The organism is Dyadobacter sp. CY356, from assembly GCF_021440195.1.
Taxonomy (GTDB): domain Bacteria; phylum Bacteroidota; class Bacteroidia; order Cytophagales; family Spirosomataceae; genus Dyadobacter.
Genome location: NZ_JAJTSZ010000004.1, coordinates 188,740 through 206,783, shown reverse-complemented (window position 1 = coordinate 206,783; position 18,044 = coordinate 188,740). Strand labels below are relative to the sequence as shown.

Sequence of the window (18,044 nt, the reverse complement as noted above, 5' to 3'; positions counted from 1 at the left end):
AAGCAACTTTGTGTTTATGTTATTAAATCTGCTTTGCCTGGAATACGTTTTTTGTAATGATAGCGAATTAAAAATATCAACATTACAAAAACGTATTTTATCAACAAGCATATGAAAAATTTAATCACAGGTGCCGGACTATTTCTATTGATTTTATCCGGTGCCGCTTACGGCCAGAGAACTACCAGTTCAACAAATCCTAAGATGGAATCAGCATCTGACAGCAGCGGAAAGAGCAGCAGACAAGGTGCAAAAAAGACGACAGATGGCACCAATAATGCCAATAAAAAAGCTCCGTCAGGGGTGTCCACAACAGCTAAACCCAATGCAACATCCTCTCCATCCGCTGCCGCAGTTTCGGCAGGAGGGAACAAAGCTTCATCAGGACAGGCTGGTGCAAGTGGGAATTCCGGGAAAAACGGGCAGGCTGCAGGTCAAAAGTCTGGCACCAATGGTTCCGCAAATACGACCGCTTCCGGTACGGCAACTTCTACTGGTAAAGAACAGAAATTAACAGGAACCGGCGGAGCACTCCCGGTTGTGAAAAACAATCAATCACAAAATCCTTCGGATTTGGAAGTGAAAAAAGGAAGTGGTTCTTCTGAGCGTAATACTAAAAATAACACAGGGAAAACAGGAAATTATAAAAACGAGCAGATTAAAAAGGATCAGCCAAAACCTTAATTTCAAAATAATTTATAAAAACAAGAGCCCGATGTTTGGATGAACGTCGGGCTCTTATGTGTTTAGGTATCATTAAAAGTCGTTATACTTTCTATCGCTATTATTTCTTCTTTTTCTTTTTACCCCAATTATTTTTCATTTTGGAGTATGCTTTTTTACTAACCGTTTTTTTCTTTTTAGGCTTTGAAATCCCCTTTTTTTTACGCGCATTAATATTATTGACAAGCGAGTTTTTTACTCCAAGTTTATTCTTTTTCGTATTCCTGCCCTTTTTTGAAGTTCGTGCCATATTCCTGATGAAGTTTAGTTTTCAAGCATAACAAAATTTTCATGCCTGATAAAAATCATTGTAGCAACAAGATAAATCAGCTCGAAAATATATTTTAAGCCACCCGTCCGACGGCTTTTTTCGCCGTCGGACGGGTTTTAAAACATGAAACGGTTTTAAAACATGAAACGGTTTTAAAATATGTAACGGGTTTTAAAACATGAAACGGTTTTAAAACATGAAACGGTTTTAAAATATGTAACGGGTTTTAAAACATGAAACGGGTTTTAAATCATGAAATATGACAAGGAGCAACCGAAAGTCCGGAATGAAAGAGCCTAACTTATAACCACTTAACAAACCACTCCGAAGCCAGTTTCAGATGTTTTGGGAGGAAGCGGTGTGGCTCGTTTGGAGTAATATCAATCTTTAATTTTTCGGAAGCATTTTTAGATTTGTAGGCTTTTTTTGCAGATTCAAAAGCAATCTCAGCACCCGGAAGTGGACAATTCTGATCTTCGCCGTTGCTAAGCAAAAGCAGTGGCCGCGGTGCAAAAAGCCGGATCATAGATGGGCAATCAAATTCGTCAAGAATTCCCGGAAGTATTTTGTTCCAAAGTGCTTTTACACTGGCAGCTGACACGGTTGAGTCACCCATATCATTGGCTACTTTTTCATGCACAGCCCGTATTGTTCCTGCGCGTCCCTGCCAGCGGTTATTTTCCAGCGACCATTTGAAGCTTTGCGCAGCGATGATAGGTATAGCCACTTTAATCCTTTTATCAACAGAAGCTGCCATCCAGGTTTCAATGCCGCCCATGGAAATTCCGGTCATTCCAATGCGAGTGGGATCAACATCATTTCTGGAAATCAGATAATCAGTCAGTTTCCAAAGATCATAAACAGTGTCATAAAAAAATGGATATGTCTGCTTTTCAGGATCATTGTTATCCCAGGCTGCGATAATTGCATCGGTATAGTACTGATTGTTTTTATTATTTAATCCGGCTCTTTCGCCATGAAACCTGGCGTCAATGGCAACAGCCATAAAACCCAGTTTTGAAAAATGGTATAATAAGTCCTTAATATCCTGATTATCCTTACTTCCTCCCGTGCCATGCAGTACAATAACAACCGGCAGCTTTTTCGGTTGTGAAACAACCGGTTTATTAATCAAAAAGGGCACTTTTTCCTTCTCTTCGGAATAAAAATAACCTCGTTCAGTTAATACAGAATCACTATCCAGCGTGACAGTGTAGGGTCGTGGTTTCGTAACAGGCCTCGCTAGTAACGAAAGGAAATCATGCTCAATTTTTGAATCCGGATAAGATTTGAGCGACTGGCCGTTTACCTTAATAAATTGGAATAAAAGTAACAACGTGACTAATCCAACCGTCTGTTTCATCCAAAAGAGTGATTTTATGACCATTTATAAAAGACGAATATTATAAAACCTGGGTATGGAAGCAAAGCGAAGTATAATCAAAATTTGAATAAAATTCACATAGAACCATTTCTACAAAATATCATTATCAATACTACAAACCATTCCCTCGCCCCATATTATTTTTGACATAAGAAAAATCAGTAACGTATCAGATATGGATATTGATTTTTCCAAAAGACTGTACACACACTATGTTTACTTTTCATTTGTAAACCGCCTCTTTATTTTCACACATACACTATTACATACTTAATGCCGGGTATTATTTTCTGCTTTGTTCTCAGTTTTTTGACCCAGCAGATTTTTTTATTATCAGCTTAGAAAAGAGTTTCAGACAGGTTGAAAAATCACAAAGTACTGTATTTGAGCGGTTTTTAAAATTATAAATCCGTAATTAAAAATACCCTCCCGAAAACAGGAGGGTAAAGTCTGAAAGAAAAAGGGTAAACAGGTTTCTTTAACAACCATCCCATACGCTAATAAATCTTTAAATGATGTAGCGCAATCGTATCGTTTGCTGTGTGTTGAAAGTCTTTGTCGAAATATAGCGTCACCGGCTACATATATTTATTGGAGGATATTAGATATGTGCATAGAGCATAAAGCTTCGGAAACAGGTACCCTATATGATGGCTCAAATGTAGTGTAGAAACATTTAATGTATGTTAGCAATACTTCGATTTTTTTGTAGTAAAAATTTTGTAACCGTTAATATGCTGATATATGGAAAGTACAAGAAACCAATAAATCAGTTTTTTTTCCCTGTTCACTACAAATTTCGGGTAATAACCAAAGCAATTTCCCTGCTCAGTTTTTGATATTCGGATGGTTTGGTCAAATAATATGAAGCACCGAGCAGTTTAGTTTCTTCAATATCTGATTGTGCGGTAGAGGTAGTAAGAATAATAACAGGAATATTTTTCAGGTGGCGGTCTTTTTTTAATTCGGCCAGGCATTTCCGGCCATCCATGCGCTCCATATTCAAATCCAGAAATATAAAATCAGGTAAAAGTTTTGTATTTCCACGCAGTTTTATCAAAGCATCTTCGCCGTTACAGGCAGTCAGGCACTTAAATAATGGATTGATTTCGTTGATTGCTTCACAGAAAAATTCACGGTCATCTGCATCATCATCCACAATCATAAATGTTGGTATATCAGTCATTTTTGATCAGGTTTAGAACAAGGTAAGCAACTTATCATCAACTATTGGAAATAATATTGATTTGTTTGAAACCTTAACAATATCAAAAAATAAGCCTGCTGATATAAGAGACTGCCGGAAACAAAAGGACTTTATTTAATTAACATTCCTTATCTTTATGTTTCACACATCCATGGCATCTCCCCAAAAAAACAAAATCCAGCCAAAAGCTACTATACAAAATTTTCCCATAGTTGGCATTGGTGCGTCGGCAGGAGGACTGGATGCTTTCAAACAATTTCTGAAAGCGATTCCTGAAAATTCCGGAATGGCCTATGTTTTGATTCAACATCTGGATCCGTCTCACGAAAGTATTCTTCCGGAAATTCTGGGAAAAGTGACGAACATACCCGTGAATGAAATTACCGATGATATTCATCTTGCGCCGGATCATATTTACGTGATTCCCGCGAATAAAATTGTTACTTCTTACGACGGCGTTCTCAAACTTGAACCGCGTGAAAAGATAAAAAATAAAGCAATAGACGTTTTTTTTACTTCCCTGGCCATCGTGCATAAGGAACTGGCTGTGGGCATTGTTTTGTCGGGCACGGGATCGGACGGAAGTCTGGGGCTGGAAGCTGTGAAAGAACACGGCGGGATGACCTTTGCACAGGATTCGAAATCTGCCGCACATAATGAAATGCCGGAAAGCGCTGTTCATGCGGGTGTTGTGGATTTTGTTATGCCTCCGGGTGAAATGCCAGGCAAGCTTTTACAGATTGCTATCGAAAGAAATGAAGAGACAGCCATTGACGACGAGACCGGGTTGGATGAAGCCGTTTATCGACAACTGTTGGCTTTGCTTCAGCAGCAGACCAATGTGGATTTTACTTATTACAAACAGACAACCATCCGGAGGCGCATTGCCAGAAGAATGGCCAGTGCCAAAACCGTTGATATTGCAGAATATCTGAATGTGTTACGTGGAAATAAAGCCGAGCAACAAGCATTATTTCAGGATTTATTAATTCCTGTCACTTCCTTTTTCCGTGATCCGCTCACTTTTGATGCCTTATCAGAAAAAGTATTACCCGCATTATTCAAAAGCAAACTGGAAGGAGAGCCCGTCCGGATCTGGATTGCCGGCTGCTCTACCGGGCAGGAGGCATTTACTATGGCCATGTGCATTTGTGAGTTTTTAGGGGATAAAATCAAAGATTATCCTATTCAAATTTTTGCTTCTGATATTTCTGAAATTGCAATACGCAGAGCCAGGGAGGGAAAATACAGCAAAGCCGAAGTGCAGATGCTTTCGGAAGAAAGATTGAGGAAGTATTTTAATGAAAACAACGGAAGCTATCTCGTTAAGAAAAGCGTACGGGATATGTGCATATTTGCGATCCAGAATTTTTTGAAAGATCCGCCATTTGCCAAAATTGATCTGATAAGCTGCCGGAATGTGCTGATCTATATGAATCCTTTTTTGCAGAAAAAGGCGCTGAGTACTTTTCATTACGCACTTCAACAAAACGGATTTTTAATGCTTGGCAAATCAGAGACGCCAAGTGTTGTCTCTGAGTCTTTCAGTGTATTTATCAGAAGTCTGAAAATCTACACGCGCAAGTCGGTACCGGGACGATTCATGCATATTGCCACGGAACGAAAAGATGAACAGATAGCAAAAAAAGATATAAAGGTGGCAAAAGCAGATATACCGCTCACGGCATTCAGGAAAACTGCCGAGGCGATTTTACTCTCTAAATTTACTCCGGCAAGTGTGATCGTCAATGAACAGATGGACATTGTTCATATCCACGGAATAATCACTCCATTTCTCGAACCGTCGCCGGGAAAACCTACTTACAATATCTTTAAAATGGCACGTGAAGGATTGGGTTTTGAATTGAGAAATGCATTATACAAAGCCAAATCCAACAGTGTGCAGGTGACCAAGGAAGGAATTCCAACTAAAATCAATGGAAAGCAGCAATTGGTCACGATTGACATTATGCCGCTAATAAATACTGTTGAGCCACATTTCTTAATTGTTTTTGAAAAAACACCCGAGCCGGAGTCATTAATTGAAAGAAATGGATCCGGTTCTGAAAATACTGCTTATCAGCTAAGGATTGAACATCTGGAAAATGAGCTGGCCCAGACGCGTGAGGATATGCGCAACATTACGGAAGAGCAGGAAGCTGCTAATGAAGAACTTCAAACGGCAAGTGAAGAACTGCAAAGCAGCAGTGAAGAAATGCAAAGCCTCAATGAAGAGCTGGAAACATCCAGAGAAGAATTGCAGTCGAGCAATGAAGAGCTATTGATTTTGAATCAGGAATTGCTGGATAAGCAGGAACAGTTAAATACGGCGCGTTTGTATGCTGAGGCCATTGTAACTACCATCCGTGAGCCATTAATTATTCTGGATAAAAATCTGCGTATCAAAACAGCAAATACATCGTTCTACAAGAAATTTAATTTCACGGAAAAGGATATAGAAAACAGGTTTTTCTATGAATTACAGGATAATCAATGGGACGATCGTGTGCTGCGATCTTTGCTTGAAAAAATACTTCCCCAGAAATCCCAGCTCGAAGATTTTGAAATAATCCTGAACTTTCCTTCAATTGGTGAAAGAACAATGCTGCTGAATGCGAGGCAGATTGTAAACGAAATAACAACGGAAAATCTGATTTTACTGGCAATTGAAGACATTACGGAAAGAAAAACTACTGAGCTTAATCTAAAAAACTTTTCAGAAGAACTTGAAACAAAAGTAAAGGAACGAACTGCCGATCTTCAGCAAACCAATATGCAGCTGGAACAGTTTGCTCACGCAGCAAGCCACGATTTGCAGGAGCCGCTTCGTAAGATAGTCACGTTTTCGAATCGCTTGCAGGCCAAACATAAGGATGAGTTTTCCGAAGAAGTGAGTTCTTATCTTGGCAAAATTGAAGGTGCATCCACGCGTATGAGCAGCCTTATTCAGGATTTGTTAAATTATTCCTATCTGATCAACCATGATATTCTTTTTGCACCTACGGATCTGGATGAAATCTTAAAAGACGTCCTGAATGATTTTGAGCTGATGATTGACCAGAAAAATGCAAAGATTACGAGTGATATGCTGCCTATTATTGAAGCTATACCTTTGCAGATGAATCAGTTATTTTATAATTTGATAGGAAATGCGCTTAAATTTTCAAAAGAGGACGTGTCGCCGATTATTCATATCTCCATTCATTCCCTGACTGAAAAAGAAACCGCAAAACATCCGGCGCTCAATAGTAAAGTCAAGTATTGTGAAATTATTTTTAAAGATAACGGTATTGGTTTTGACCAGAAATATGGCGAACAGATTTTCACAATTTTCCAGCGGCTCAACCAACCTGCCAAATATCAGGGAACGGGTATAGGCCTCGCACTGACTAAAAAAATAATTGAAAATCATCACGGTAAAATTTTCGTGGAGGCAAAGGAAAATGCTGGGGCCGCGTTTCACATTATTTTGCCGATACAGCAACTTGATAGTATGCAGATGGATAAATCATGAAGAAATTTGGTAAAAAAGTCTTTATTTGTAGTCTATAAAAAAGAACTGTTTTTAACCGTTATTCCGGATACAGATTTTAAGCACGACCATGAGAGATTTTGTAAATGAAAAAAAACTGGCAGCCAAAGAAGCAGTAAAACTACTTTCCGATGATCAGATTGTTGGTTTGGGATCAGGCTCATCCGCTACTTTTGCCATCATTGAAATTGGTGAAAGAGTCAAAAACGGTTTGAAAATACAGGGTGTCCCAACTTCTGATAAGTCAAAAGAACTGGCAATATCACTCAATATTCCTTTGCTGGAAATCGGTGACGTTGATTTCATTGATATCACCATTGACGGAGCCGATGAATTTACCACCGATCTAAATCTAATAAAAGGCGGAGGCAGTTTCCTGTTAAAAGAAAAAGTGGTTGCTTCATTATCCAGACAAGAAATCATCATTGCAGATTCTTCGAAAAAAGTGGAATTGCTTGGGAAATTCACGGTACCGGTTGAAGTCATTAAATATGCTTCCGGATACGTTATTAACGAATTGAAAAAGCTGAATGGAAATGGCAAGATCCGGATTGTGGACGGAAAACCGCTGATTACAGAAGAGAACAATTATATCATCGATACTGATTTTGGATTGATCACCGATCCTGCAATACTTTCAGATAAACTTCATGCGATTACGGGTGTTGTTGAACATGGTTTATTCATAAATCTGGCCAGTGTGGTCATTATGGGAGATGGAGATTCTACCGTCACTTTTTCCTGAAATCCATAGAAATAATTTTATAAACCGGAGCAGCCATGTCGACTGTTCCGGTTTTTTGTTTACGAAAATATATATTGGAGATACATCCATTTTTGCGATGAGATTTAATTTTTCAAAAAATACTTTGGCATCAATGTAAAGTCTAAATAGTAAAGCTTTCAAAAAATAAAGAAATGTATTTACCAATTGATAAATTATATAATTTCATTAAATTGTAAAAAAAACGAGATACGGCGAATTTTTTAATGTTATGGGAAAAGGTAAAGATCTATTCGGTAAGTATAATGACCTGGCCAAAGCAAACGGCGTGGGAAGTGAAGACTGTAAATATGCCAGTGTGCTTTTTCAGGCACTGCTAATGGTTGGAGAACGTAAGGTTTTTGAACTTTTGGAAGAAGCAGACGAGTCCGGAAAAAAACTCGCATTGGAATATTCTAATGATCACGGCGGTGAAGAAGCTATTCCAAGTAACATTGTGCTGGTTTAAAAGTTGAAAAGACAAATCACCGGAAAATAAATTTTTAACGTATATGGTGAAAAGTTCAAAGGGTTTTATCTGATATAGTTGTTAAGGATTGTTTCAGAAGGGAAGTGAAAACGGAATAGCCCGAATTTTTGTATCTTGGATTTTATAATAATTTCCGGAAGTCTTGTCAGCAAGGCTTCCGGAAATATTTTGTTAAGCATTAAATAAAGATATAAAGTGGCAAGACTTAGCTGGAAACTTTTTGTGTTATCAGGCCTAATACTGATAACAAGCTCATTCAAATTAAAAGATCCGGTAACTTCCTGGATTCGCATCAATCAGCTTGGATATTTACCTGCCGGGAGTAAGGTTGCCGTTTGGGCTACTAAAAATGAAGTACTACCATCAACATTTCAATTGATAAATTCCCAGACTTCAAAAGTAGAATTTACGGGTAAGGTTGGAAAAACTTATGGAAAGTACGGGCCTTTCAGGCAGCTCTTGCGTCTTAATTTCAGCAGCATTAAAGCGCCCGGAAATTATTATTTGAAATGCGGAGGAGCTATTTCTCCGGTTTTTAAAATCGGGAATGATGTTTATGCCGGTGCCGCGGATTTTGGCCTGCGTTATATGCGTCAGCAAAGAAGCGGATTCAATCCATACCTGAAAGATTCCTGTCACACCACCGACGGCTACACCATGTATGGCCCGATGCCCGACACAACAAGAATTGATGTTTCGGGAGGCTGGCACGATGCAACAGATTATTTGCAATATGCAACTACTTCTGCCAATGCAACTTATCACTTACTCGCTGCCTATCGTGACTTTCCTGAAGCTTTTTCAGATCAGCATCTGGCAAACGGGTTGGCAGGAAAAAACGGAACTTCAGATGTGCTGGATGAGGCACGCTGGGGTCTGGAATGGCTCTTGAAAATGCATCCTCAAAAAGACTGGCTTTTTAACCAACTCGCCGACGACAGGGATCATGTAGGTTTCAGATTACCAACAAAGGATTCTGCTGATTATGGCGTTGGTCCGGGAAAGGGGCGACCTGTCTATTTTGCAAGCGGACAGCCTCAGGGTTTGGGAAAGTATAAAAATAAGTCAACCGGTGTAGCTTCGATTGCCGGAAAATTTGCCAGTGCCTTTGCTTTGGGTTCTTTTATCTATCAAAAATCGGATTCATCTCTGGCCCAGACATTATTGAGCAAATCACTGTCTGCCTATCAGCTCGGCCTCGACAAGCCGGGCGTGGCTCAGACGGCGCCGAACCGAAGTCCCTATTTTTATGAGGAGGATAATTGGACGGACGACATGGAATTGGGTTCAGCTGCATTGTACCAGCTTACCGGCGACAAAAAATATCAGGATCAGTCGCTGTCATATAGCGTGGAGGAAAAAATCACTCCATGGATGGGCGCTGATACTGCGAGGCATTACCAGTGGTATCCATTCCATAATTTTGGTCATTACGAGCTGGCCAAAAAAACGGTTGGAAAAAGCAAATCGGAATTATTTACGTACTACAAAGATGGTATCGAAAAAGTCTGGATAAAAGCATCCGAAAATGGATTTTTCCGCGGAATACCTTTTATCTGGTGTTCCAATAATCTGACAACTTCTTTTGCCATTCAGTGTTATTTGTATCGTGAAATAAGCGGGGATAAAATATATGAAGAACTCGAACAAGCTTGTATTGACTGGCTATTTGGCTGTAATCCATGGGGGAAAAGTATGGTTTACGGTCTGCCTGGAAATGGGGATACTCCAAAATTTCCACATTCTTCACTGACATTGTTAAATCAGTATCCGTTAGACGGTGGTTTGGTAGATGGCCCCGTTTATGGTAGTATTTTTAGAAATCTGAAAGGATTGAAATTGGAAAGGGAAGACCCGTATGCTGATTTTCAATCGGATTATGTTGTTTATCATGATGATTTTGGAGATTACAGTACTAACGAACCTACGATGGACGGAACGGCTTCGCTGATTTATCTGCTTGCAGCTAAACAGCACGAATCGAAATCAGGAGTTTCAAAAAAACAACCGCAAAAATCGCATGGCGCAATAATCCGTGGCGATCAGACGAAAAAGAGAATAGCTTTGGTTTTTACGGGAGATGAATATGCTGATGGCGGTGATTTTATCTGTGAAAGCTTAAAGAAGCAAAATGTGAAGGGTAGCTTTTTCCTGACAGGTAGTTTTTATCGTAAAATAGAATTTCAACCAATAATAGCAAAACTTAAAAAAAATGGTAATTATCTGGGATCTCATTCGGATAAACATTTGCTATACTGCGACTGGCAAAGGCGGGACAGTCTTTTAGTGACGAAAGACGAGTTTGTCACAGATCTGACAAATTCATTTAAAGCACTAAAAACATTTAATATCAGCAGATCAGAAGCCGGATATTTTTTGCCACCATACGAATGGTATAATGATTCAATAGCAGCCTGGACCCGGGAATCTGGTTTGACACTTATAAATTTTTCACCCGGAACAAGGAGTAATGCGGATTATACTTTTCCTGAAATGGGAAAGCGATATGTCGATAGTGAAACGATTTATAAATCTATTTTTGATTTTGAAAAACAATCTGAATCGGGTTTAAACGGATTTTTACTGCTCATGCACATAGGTACGGATCCTGGACGCAAAGACAAATTCTATCACTATTTGCCAAAACTAATTACGGATCTAAAAAGTCAGGGCTATCAATTTGTTAAAATTGATGAAATGCTTTTATAATATTTTAACAAAACTTTTAACGCTTTCCTTTTCCGACTTTTTGCCTGTTGAATTCAAGAAATCCCCAATGTTCCGGGACGTGCATATTAATAACACCTTGTGGTGACCAGACCCAGTTATATTCCGGTAGGATTTTTCCTGTTTCAGTGTTTTTCTTACGGGAATATTTTCCCTTCTCATCAATTTGAAATTGCCAGTTAACACGTGAAAAATTGATTCGCCAGATTTTGTCTGGTTCAGGATTTATAAATGGGACATTTTCAGTGCTTAACGATTCGAACGGAATTGCAATTTCCAATGTCCAGCGTTTATCCTTATCCGTTCCATCGTTTATGGTACCTTCAACAGACACTGCGGATCGAAGATTTTTGATGTCCCAGGTGAGCTGAGGTTTGCCTCCTTTTTTATATGGTTTGGGGAGAAACAGATCGAAAGAATTATTCAGCGCATTTATTTCCAATTCGTAATAATTGTCGGTATCATTATCCGGATCGATAAATACTTCAAAGTCATTTTCCAGGTAAACGATCTGATCCTTTTTATTCTGATAAGCCCAGATATGCTCTTCATCCATCACGGCTGCGATGTACAAATATTTTTCATCCCAAAGCATTTTTACCTGTGTATTTTGGAGTGGTAATGGTTTCTTCTGTCCTTCAATATCTTCAAAGGAAGTGGTCCATTCGGCATCTTTCCATGATTTCTCATTCATTTTTCCGTCAATGATAATCTCCTGACGGGTTTGGAAACAGACATATTTTTTAGGGGGATCAGCCGCCTGGCAATAGGAGGAAACAGGAATAAAGAAGCATCCTGTTATAGCCAGAAAGGACGCAAATTTTAATTTAATCCGGCTATAAAATTGATAGCCGGTTTTTCCGATGAGTAAAATGAAACTTTTCAAGATCAAAAGATAAGAGTGAATCAGGACTAGCAATATACCGCCATCACATCAGAATTGACGGTGAATTCAGTTTTTTTGATTCCTTCACTTTATAAATTATATAAAATGTATTAAGAATTATAATTAGATAAAAAACGTCCATTTCATCGTTTGAGACTGTTATCCGGGCAGATGATGACGTAACAATTGTTGCCAGTATTAATTTTACATTAAGTTGAATAACGTACCGGATTTTACCTTATTTTTACCCAGATTTAGGTATTTGATCATTTTCAAGTAGCTTTACATATTCAATTACCCTCACGTTATAAATAATGAATAAGTCAAATATCTTCGTGCATATTGAGCTTTCGAAGCTCGTGGCTGGTCTGACAACAAGTGCTGGTCAATTGAAACAATCTTTAAAGTCGCAGGCTGGTTATTTCAATATTATTCCACCCAAGTATTTTTCTGAGGATCTGGGTCAGGAATGGATAAATATTACCGAACAGATCAAAGAAAAAGGTCCGAAAGTTGATTCAGAAGGCAGAGTTCTTGTGAATGCAGTGACGAATACGATTGATCAGATGTCACCTCAGGAATGTGTTGCACTGGCAACGCGGATAATGCAATTAAATGAAAAAGTAAAACTGGAATTTGAATAATTTTTGAGTATTCAAATTATATTTTGTGGATAGTAGTGTCCTAAATATCCCTGACGCCTGCCGGGGATATTTATTTGTATTTTTTCTGAAATTGAATGTCGGATTCCAAATATTATGAATTAATAAGCATCCAGACAAAATAACTTTTGCCTGGATTTTAATTTACAACTATTGATTTTTCTTATACAAATTCCCAGGCAACTTAATCTTCGCCAGGCTATCCACGCTGACCTGAAATAAACCAAAAACATCCTTTTCTGAACTCAACTCACTGCTATCCCTGACCGATATATTTGACTTCCCGATCTTGTTATTTCCTTGGATTAAAAGATATCCTCCTGAGCTGATTCTGGCTGACAAATTACCAAAGGTATTCTCAATCAGAAGCGTTGATTTGCCATTTTGATGTAGCGAAAAGTTCGTCGTTTTCCAGCCTTTTATAATCGAAGTTGTGTTTAATGCATCAACTCCTGATAATTCCGGTGCAGTGATATAAAATGACGGTTTTACATCAAAGTCATAGGAGCGATTCGCGATATCATCAGATAATGCCTTTTGTGTCAGTTCCAGAGTATCTCCTTTTATTTTCCAATCAAGCATTTTTTTGTCTGTAATGTAGTGGATTTGAAAATCAGTGCCTGGCTGAATTTGTGTGACACCAACCTGTTTTCCATTAATTTTTACAAAAGTAAATGGTTTGAGCACCTCTTTCTTATAGCCGTAAAACGGATCATTCTGATCAATTTTTTCGTATTCCGCTTTCAAAACAAGATTTAAACCCACTACAAAAAGAAGGATTACTGCCACTAAACCGATAATTAAAATATTACTTTGTTTCATGATCTTACAAGTTAATTTGTGACAGGATAGGTGTCCGCAATAAATTTGGTATATCGCTCCGATACCTCATCCATATTAATGTTAAGCATATAAAGTGTCCGGAAAAATTCAGGTAACTCGCTTTCCAGAAATCTTTCTTTGCGATATGCAAGTATCCGTTCGTTTGCCTTCTCTTCTGCCGAATAACCAATGCCTCTTTTTGTAAATATGATTTCCTTATTTTGCAAAAATTCGTAGGCCCGCATAACCGTATTCGGATTTACTTCCATCAAACCTGCCAGGTCTCTTACCGAGGCAATGCGCTGTCCGGCCGCCCATTTTCCTAACAAAATCTGTTCACAGATGTAGTCGGCGATCTGAAGGTAAATGGATTGTTTATCTTTGAATTCCATGTGTCAAATTGTTAAATTTCTTTCTCTTTCAGGCGCAGATAACTTATAAACCAAAGGCTTAGAAGTACAAATGCCGGAAAAATGTATAGGTAAGGCTGGAAAGTGTCAGGATAACTTATCTGGAAATATTTGAAGTCTTTGCCAAAATTCCATAGTTGCCATCCTGTAAAAGGAAAAGTAACCAGTTTGTCAAAGTTGCCCGTCATAATGTTTGCTAACGTAATTTGTAAAATGGCGACTACGACATAAGTACCTATAACACAGGCAGCGGATTTGATGTAAGACGCTTTTGTGAAATAAATAGAACCAAGAAAAATAGAACCCTGAATCAGCATATAGGAATAACAAATGTATTGAATCAGATCATTGGACAAGGGATGATATTGATAACTGCCGGACGGTAATTTACTATTGGCGTAATTTAAGGTTGAATAGTGTAATTCCAGAAATAATAGTAAGAGAGGAATGATAAAAAGTAAATTCAGAAGCAACGCGCTTAGAAATTTTTCTATTGTTGAAGCCGGTATCATCAGCGCAGCTATTCCTGTTGAGGGAGATGCGTAGGATGTGAAAACGCTGCTGGTGTAAAGACTGCTTCCAAGAAACAGGATCAGGAAAAGTGCAATGTAATGAAGCCCTTCAAAAACACCCTTGTAAGTGTTGGAAAATGTGACCGGAAGCATGAGAAACAAAAGTACTCCCACAAGCAAAGCAGCCGTGCCAAGATTATTTTTACCTTTCTCGGCAAGGTCCAGTTTAAGCATTAATCCAAAGCGATGTAAGTCAAATGTCTGATTCATAGGGTAATGTTTGATAGTAGGTGAACTGGAAGAATCGCCGGAAATGTGTGTCTGACCAGAAAAAGCAGAAAAGAGAGAAGAATGAAGAAAACAATTTTCATAACCTTTAATTAAAAATAGTCCGGATGCGAGCAGGGTTTTCCATAACAGCATTGAACAACTGTTCCAGGTCAACACGGCTGTCTATTTGTTCTGAATTTTCAAAAACTGCATTATAACCTCTTAATGATGGCTCCGAATAAATAACTCTTTGATCATATTCAACATTGGAAAGTGTGCCAAAACATAATCGCTCGGCCACTACGTCCAGACTGTGTTGTATCAAAATTTTACTATCCTCAATGATGATGATTGAGTCAATAAGATTGTCTAGATCCCTTACCTGATGAGTCGATATAAGGATCAGCCGTTCAGGATCCAGAACATTTGAAACTACTTTTCTGAACTGACTCTTCGAAGGAATATCCAGTCCGTTTGTAGGCTCATCCATAATCAGCACTCTGGTATTTGTAGCAAGCGCAAAAGCAATCAGCACTTTTTTCTTCTGCCCGTATGACATGCCTGTGAGTTTGTTTTTCTCCGGAATATCAAATTCAGCGATATAACCAAGAAACTGTTCATTGTTGAAATTTGGATAAAACGGAGATAACATTTCAAGGTATTTATCGATCGTGACGGACGGCAAATAGATCTCTTCCGGGAGAAAAAAGATATCCTGCAAAAATGCAGGCTCACGTTTTCCCGGCTCACGTCCTGAAACTTGAATAGTTCCTTCCAACGGAAACAGAAGTCCGGCCATATTGCGCAACAAACTTGATTTACCGGCGCCATTTTTTCCTAACAATCCATAAATATGCCCGGGATGTAGTTTCAGCGATAAATCGGTAAATAACTTTTTATCCTTACTGTATCCAAATGAAACGTGATCAAGTTGAATCATGGCTTAGTATTTTAGTGTTATAGATAAGTAGTACACTGACGAAGGTAGTATGTATAGTTTTTAAATACAATATGCGCTGCGTTATTTTTTGTAAAAAGAATTTATTCTTCTAACAAGTTTCTTTATCCGCCAGGAATAAAATTGACCGGGATGAGCTGTTAATCAGTGTACTTTGTGAACAAACGGGTCACAGATTCATTTATGGAGAGGCTATCAGAAAACGTATAGATACTGACTGATCCTGATGTAGAAGAAAACGTATAGATACTGACTGATCCTGATGTAGATTGTCGTAAATTTGAGTAAGGATATAACAAAACAGCTGAACTTGAATTCCGATATCAGCTTAATTTCCCAGAGATTTATCAAAAATAGATGGTCGGCTGTACGATTTTAATACAGCTAAACTGAATAGAATCTTAAATTAAACATAAGCGACATTTTGGATACAATAAAGACCTGGGTGCCAACATTCAGTTGGCACCGGCTTTAATTATCCGCATTTTATATTCCTGATAGATGATTTTTTGTCCCGGAAACCTGAGTGTTACCAGTGTTTAGAACTTGTAATATTTTAAATACTGATAATAAAATCCGATCCCTTTTTTATAATCCTCAGCATTAATTCGCTCATTTACACCATGAAAACCCTCCGGATCCGTGAATGGGATAAACCTGAAAATTTGCTGTGTTAATTCACTGAATGACTTGCTGTCCGTAGCACCCAGAACCAGATAGGGCGTCACAATAAGTTTGCCGTCCCAGCCATTTATTGTATTCTGTATATGCGTAAAACTGGCATGATTAACGTCTGCAACCTGTTTTGGATTTGTACCAACCGGCCTGGCTTTGATCTCAACTTTGTCATTTCCAATAACTTTCTTTACATGCGCAACAACATCTTCACGGGTTGTGCCAGGTTGTGTCCGGAAGTTGACACTTGCGTTGGCTTGTCCCGGAACAACGTTATCCTTTATCCCTGCCTGAAAAATCGTTGTTGCCGTTGTTGTCCTGATCATCGCATTTCCTGCGGCAGAACCTTTATAGGCGTTGAATATCAGTGACTTGAAAATTGATCTGTTTGCCATAGCCATTTTATTTATGAAAGACATTTCCGGACCAACATAATCAATAAAGGAATTAAGAACGTAGCCCATTTCTTCGGGAAAAGGATTTTCTTTCAATTTTACAACCGCTTTCGCCAGTTCATCAATTGCAGTTTCTTTTTCAGGCATGGAAGAATGCCCGCCGGGAATATTGATCTGCAAATCAAGCGTGACATAACCTTTTTCGGCAATACCAATTATGGCAACTGGTTTGGTAAGTCCGGGAATTTTGCTTTTTGTTATAATTCCACCTTCATCAACCACAACGCCGGGTTTAATATTTCTCGCTTTAAAAAGATCGGCAATGGCTTTGGCACCTTTTCCTCCAACTTCTTCGTCATGGCCCATCGCAATATAAATATCGTTTTCCGGCACAAATCCTTCACGCATCAGGGCTTCCACACCTTCAAGAAGTGCCATCAAACTTCCTTTATCATCAATAGTACCTCTTCCATAAACAAATCCGTTTTTCAGCGTTCCGGCAAATGGCCCTGCATCCCACTTTTTTATCGTCGCCTCTTCAATCGGCACAACATCCTGATGTGCCATCATGACCAACGGACTTCCGGCAGACGACTTTCCTTTCCAGTGTAACAAGAGACTGTATTTCAATACTTTCTCTACCGTAACTGTTTTAAAAATTGTTGGAAAAGATTTCTTCAAAAACGCATGAAAACCAAGAAATGCACTGCTGTCCAGTTTGCTTGAATCTTCGAAAGAAATGGTCTGGTATGTGATAGCCTGTTGCAATCTGGAAACGGAAGAATCCGAAGCAGCAAAAGCCGGTTTTTCAGGCGACAAAATCTGTTTGCTTTTGAAAGTAAAGGTGTTGAAAAGAATGAAGGCAATGAAAACTAAAATGCCGATACCAAATAGTAGGAGTGCTTTTTTCATGTTGAGGATCAGAATAAGGTTGATTTAACCATAATTTGATGTTTTTATTTTAAATCACCTAACGCTTTTGAGTGGAAATAATTTAAAATATTAACTATCTCATCCATTTGTCCTTTCAACCTGATAATCAGCGGGTCAAAATAGCAGAGCGTTATGATCCGGTACATCCTTCTCAGGGAAGTTATGGTCGTCCAACAAAGCGTATAAACAAATCAAAAAATTTGTCAAATTAATTCTAGTTACTATTAGGTATTTCATTAGAAAAGTGAAATATTGCTACCTGACATCAGATAGGAAAATTGGTCCAGAGGCTGCTTAACAGCTGTATTTGCTTTCAAAGTATTCTTGTAGAATAGTCTGGATGCAGATAAAATTTAACAAATTGAAAATAATCGGATTTTCAATTTTAAATATTAAGAATCAACGATATAAAATTGCCTATTTG

15 protein-coding genes are annotated in these 18,044 nt (G+C 38.5%); 6 read left to right on the top strand and 9 right to left on the bottom strand.

The annotated features are described in order from the left end of the window. Positions 1-111 precede the first annotated feature (111 nt). On the top strand, positions 112-684 hold the full coding sequence (locus LXL81_RS15130) for a hypothetical protein (RefSeq protein WP_234647640.1): 573 nt from the start codon (positions 112-114) through the stop codon (positions 682-684). Between the two features lie 100 nt (positions 685-784). On the opposite strand, the gene LXL81_RS15125 is transcribed toward LXL81_RS15130, so the two are convergent. The 3 genes from LXL81_RS15125 to LXL81_RS15115 form a co-directional block, all read right to left on the bottom strand. Next, positions 785-973 (bottom strand): hypothetical protein, encoded by a 189-nt coding sequence (locus LXL81_RS15125; RefSeq protein ID WP_234647639.1) that lies wholly within the window; start codon positions 971-973, stop codon positions 785-787. Positions 974-1,295: 322 nt separating this feature from the next. Next, positions 1,296-2,357, bottom strand: coding sequence for a S9 family peptidase (locus LXL81_RS15120; protein ID WP_234647638.1), 1,062 nt, complete (start codon positions 2,355-2,357; stop codon positions 1,296-1,298). An 811-nt stretch (positions 2,358-3,168) separates the two neighbouring features. Beyond that, positions 3,169-3,564, bottom strand: coding sequence for a response regulator (locus LXL81_RS15115; RefSeq protein ID WP_234647637.1), 396 nt, complete (start codon positions 3,562-3,564; stop codon positions 3,169-3,171). Between the two features lie 157 nt (positions 3,565-3,721). On the opposite strand from LXL81_RS15115, the gene LXL81_RS15110 reads away from it, so the two are divergent. From LXL81_RS15110 to LXL81_RS15095, 4 genes are all read left to right on the top strand, one after another. Continuing rightward, positions 3,722-7,099, top strand: a complete 3,378-nt coding sequence (locus LXL81_RS15110) for a chemotaxis protein CheB (RefSeq protein ID WP_234647636.1) — start codon at positions 3,722-3,724, stop codon at positions 7,097-7,099. A gap of 88 nt (positions 7,100-7,187) precedes the next feature. After that, positions 7,188-7,862: a ribose-5-phosphate isomerase RpiA gene (gene rpiA, locus LXL81_RS15105; RefSeq protein ID WP_234647635.1), complete on the top strand. Its 675-nt coding sequence runs from the start codon at positions 7,188-7,190 to the stop codon at positions 7,860-7,862. Positions 7,863-8,112: 250 nt separating this feature from the next. Continuing rightward, positions 8,113-8,349 carry a hypothetical protein gene (locus LXL81_RS15100; protein WP_234647634.1) on the top strand — a complete coding sequence of 79 codons (237 nt, stop codon included), beginning with the start codon at positions 8,113-8,115 and terminating at the stop codon, positions 8,347-8,349. Positions 8,350-8,565: 216 nt separating this feature from the next. Then, entirely contained in the window at positions 8,566-11,079 is a 2,514-nt protein-coding gene (locus tag LXL81_RS15095; protein WP_234647633.1) for a glycoside hydrolase family 9 protein, read from the top strand. A 16-nt stretch (positions 11,080-11,095) separates the two neighbouring features. On the opposite strand, the gene LXL81_RS15090 is transcribed toward LXL81_RS15095, so the two are convergent. Next, positions 11,096-11,983: a carbohydrate-binding family 9-like protein gene (locus LXL81_RS15090; protein ID WP_234647632.1), complete on the bottom strand. Its 888-nt coding sequence runs from the start codon at positions 11,981-11,983 to the stop codon at positions 11,096-11,098. A 314-nt stretch (positions 11,984-12,297) separates the two neighbouring features. Between LXL81_RS15090 and LXL81_RS15085 the strand changes: the two genes are divergently transcribed. Next, positions 12,298-12,627: a hypothetical protein gene (locus tag LXL81_RS15085; RefSeq protein ID WP_234647631.1), complete on the top strand. Its 330-nt coding sequence runs from the start codon at positions 12,298-12,300 to the stop codon at positions 12,625-12,627. A 168-nt stretch (positions 12,628-12,795) separates the two neighbouring features. On the opposite strand, the gene LXL81_RS15080 is transcribed toward LXL81_RS15085, so the two are convergent. From LXL81_RS15080 to LXL81_RS15060, 5 genes are all read right to left on the bottom strand, one after another. Further along, positions 12,796-13,467 carry a GIN domain-containing protein gene (locus LXL81_RS15080; protein ID WP_234647630.1) on the bottom strand — a complete coding sequence of 224 codons (672 nt, stop codon included), beginning with the start codon at positions 13,465-13,467 and terminating at the stop codon, positions 12,796-12,798. A gap of 11 nt (positions 13,468-13,478) precedes the next feature. After that, complete coding sequence (locus tag LXL81_RS15075) at positions 13,479-13,859, bottom strand: GntR family transcriptional regulator (RefSeq protein WP_234647629.1); 381 nt, start codon at positions 13,857-13,859, stop codon at positions 13,479-13,481. Between the two features lie 11 nt (positions 13,860-13,870). Then, positions 13,871-14,659 (bottom strand): hypothetical protein, encoded by a 789-nt coding sequence (locus tag LXL81_RS15070; RefSeq protein ID WP_234647628.1) that lies wholly within the window; start codon positions 14,657-14,659, stop codon positions 13,871-13,873. Positions 14,660-14,765: 106 nt separating this feature from the next. After that, positions 14,766-15,599 (bottom strand): ATP-binding cassette domain-containing protein, encoded by an 834-nt coding sequence (locus LXL81_RS15065; RefSeq protein ID WP_234647627.1) that lies wholly within the window; start codon positions 15,597-15,599, stop codon positions 14,766-14,768. Between the two features lie 557 nt (positions 15,600-16,156). Further along, positions 16,157-17,599 (bottom strand): M20 family peptidase, encoded by a 1,443-nt coding sequence (locus LXL81_RS15060; protein ID WP_234647626.1) that lies wholly within the window; start codon positions 17,597-17,599, stop codon positions 16,157-16,159. Positions 17,600-18,044 lie beyond the last annotated feature (445 nt).

Bases quoted from the DNA above. Each gene is read 5' to 3' on its own strand.
- LXL81_RS15130 (WP_234647640.1), top strand. From the start codon at position 112: ATGAAAAATTTAATCACAGGTGCCGGACTATTTCTATTGATTTTATCC.
- LXL81_RS15125 (WP_234647639.1), bottom strand. From the start codon at position 973: ATGGCACGAACTTCAAAAAAGGGCAGGAATACGAAAAAGAATAAACTT.
- LXL81_RS15120 (WP_234647638.1), bottom strand. From the start codon at position 2,357: ATGAAACAGACGGTTGGATTAGTCACGTTGTTACTTTTATTCCAATTT.
- LXL81_RS15115 (WP_234647637.1), bottom strand. From the start codon at position 3,564: ATGACTGATATACCAACATTTATGATTGTGGATGATGATGCAGATGAC.
- LXL81_RS15110 (WP_234647636.1), top strand. From the start codon at position 3,722: ATGTTTCACACATCCATGGCATCTCCCCAAAAAAACAAAATCCAGCCA.
- rpiA (WP_234647635.1), top strand. From the start codon at position 7,188: ATGAGAGATTTTGTAAATGAAAAAAAACTGGCAGCCAAAGAAGCAGTA.
- LXL81_RS15100 (WP_234647634.1), top strand. From the start codon at position 8,113: ATGGGAAAAGGTAAAGATCTATTCGGTAAGTATAATGACCTGGCCAAA.
- LXL81_RS15085 (WP_234647631.1), top strand. From the start codon at position 12,298: ATGAATAAGTCAAATATCTTCGTGCATATTGAGCTTTCGAAGCTCGTG.
- LXL81_RS15080 (WP_234647630.1), bottom strand. From the start codon at position 13,467: ATGAAACAAAGTAATATTTTAATTATCGGTTTAGTGGCAGTAATCCTT.
- LXL81_RS15075 (WP_234647629.1), bottom strand. From the start codon at position 13,859: ATGGAATTCAAAGATAAACAATCCATTTACCTTCAGATCGCCGACTAC.
- LXL81_RS15070 (WP_234647628.1), bottom strand. From the start codon at position 14,659: ATGAATCAGACATTTGACTTACATCGCTTTGGATTAATGCTTAAACTG.
- LXL81_RS15065 (WP_234647627.1), bottom strand. From the start codon at position 15,599: ATGATTCAACTTGATCACGTTTCATTTGGATACAGTAAGGATAAAAAG.
- LXL81_RS15060 (WP_234647626.1), bottom strand. From the start codon at position 17,599: ATGAAAAAAGCACTCCTACTATTTGGTATCGGCATTTTAGTTTTCATT.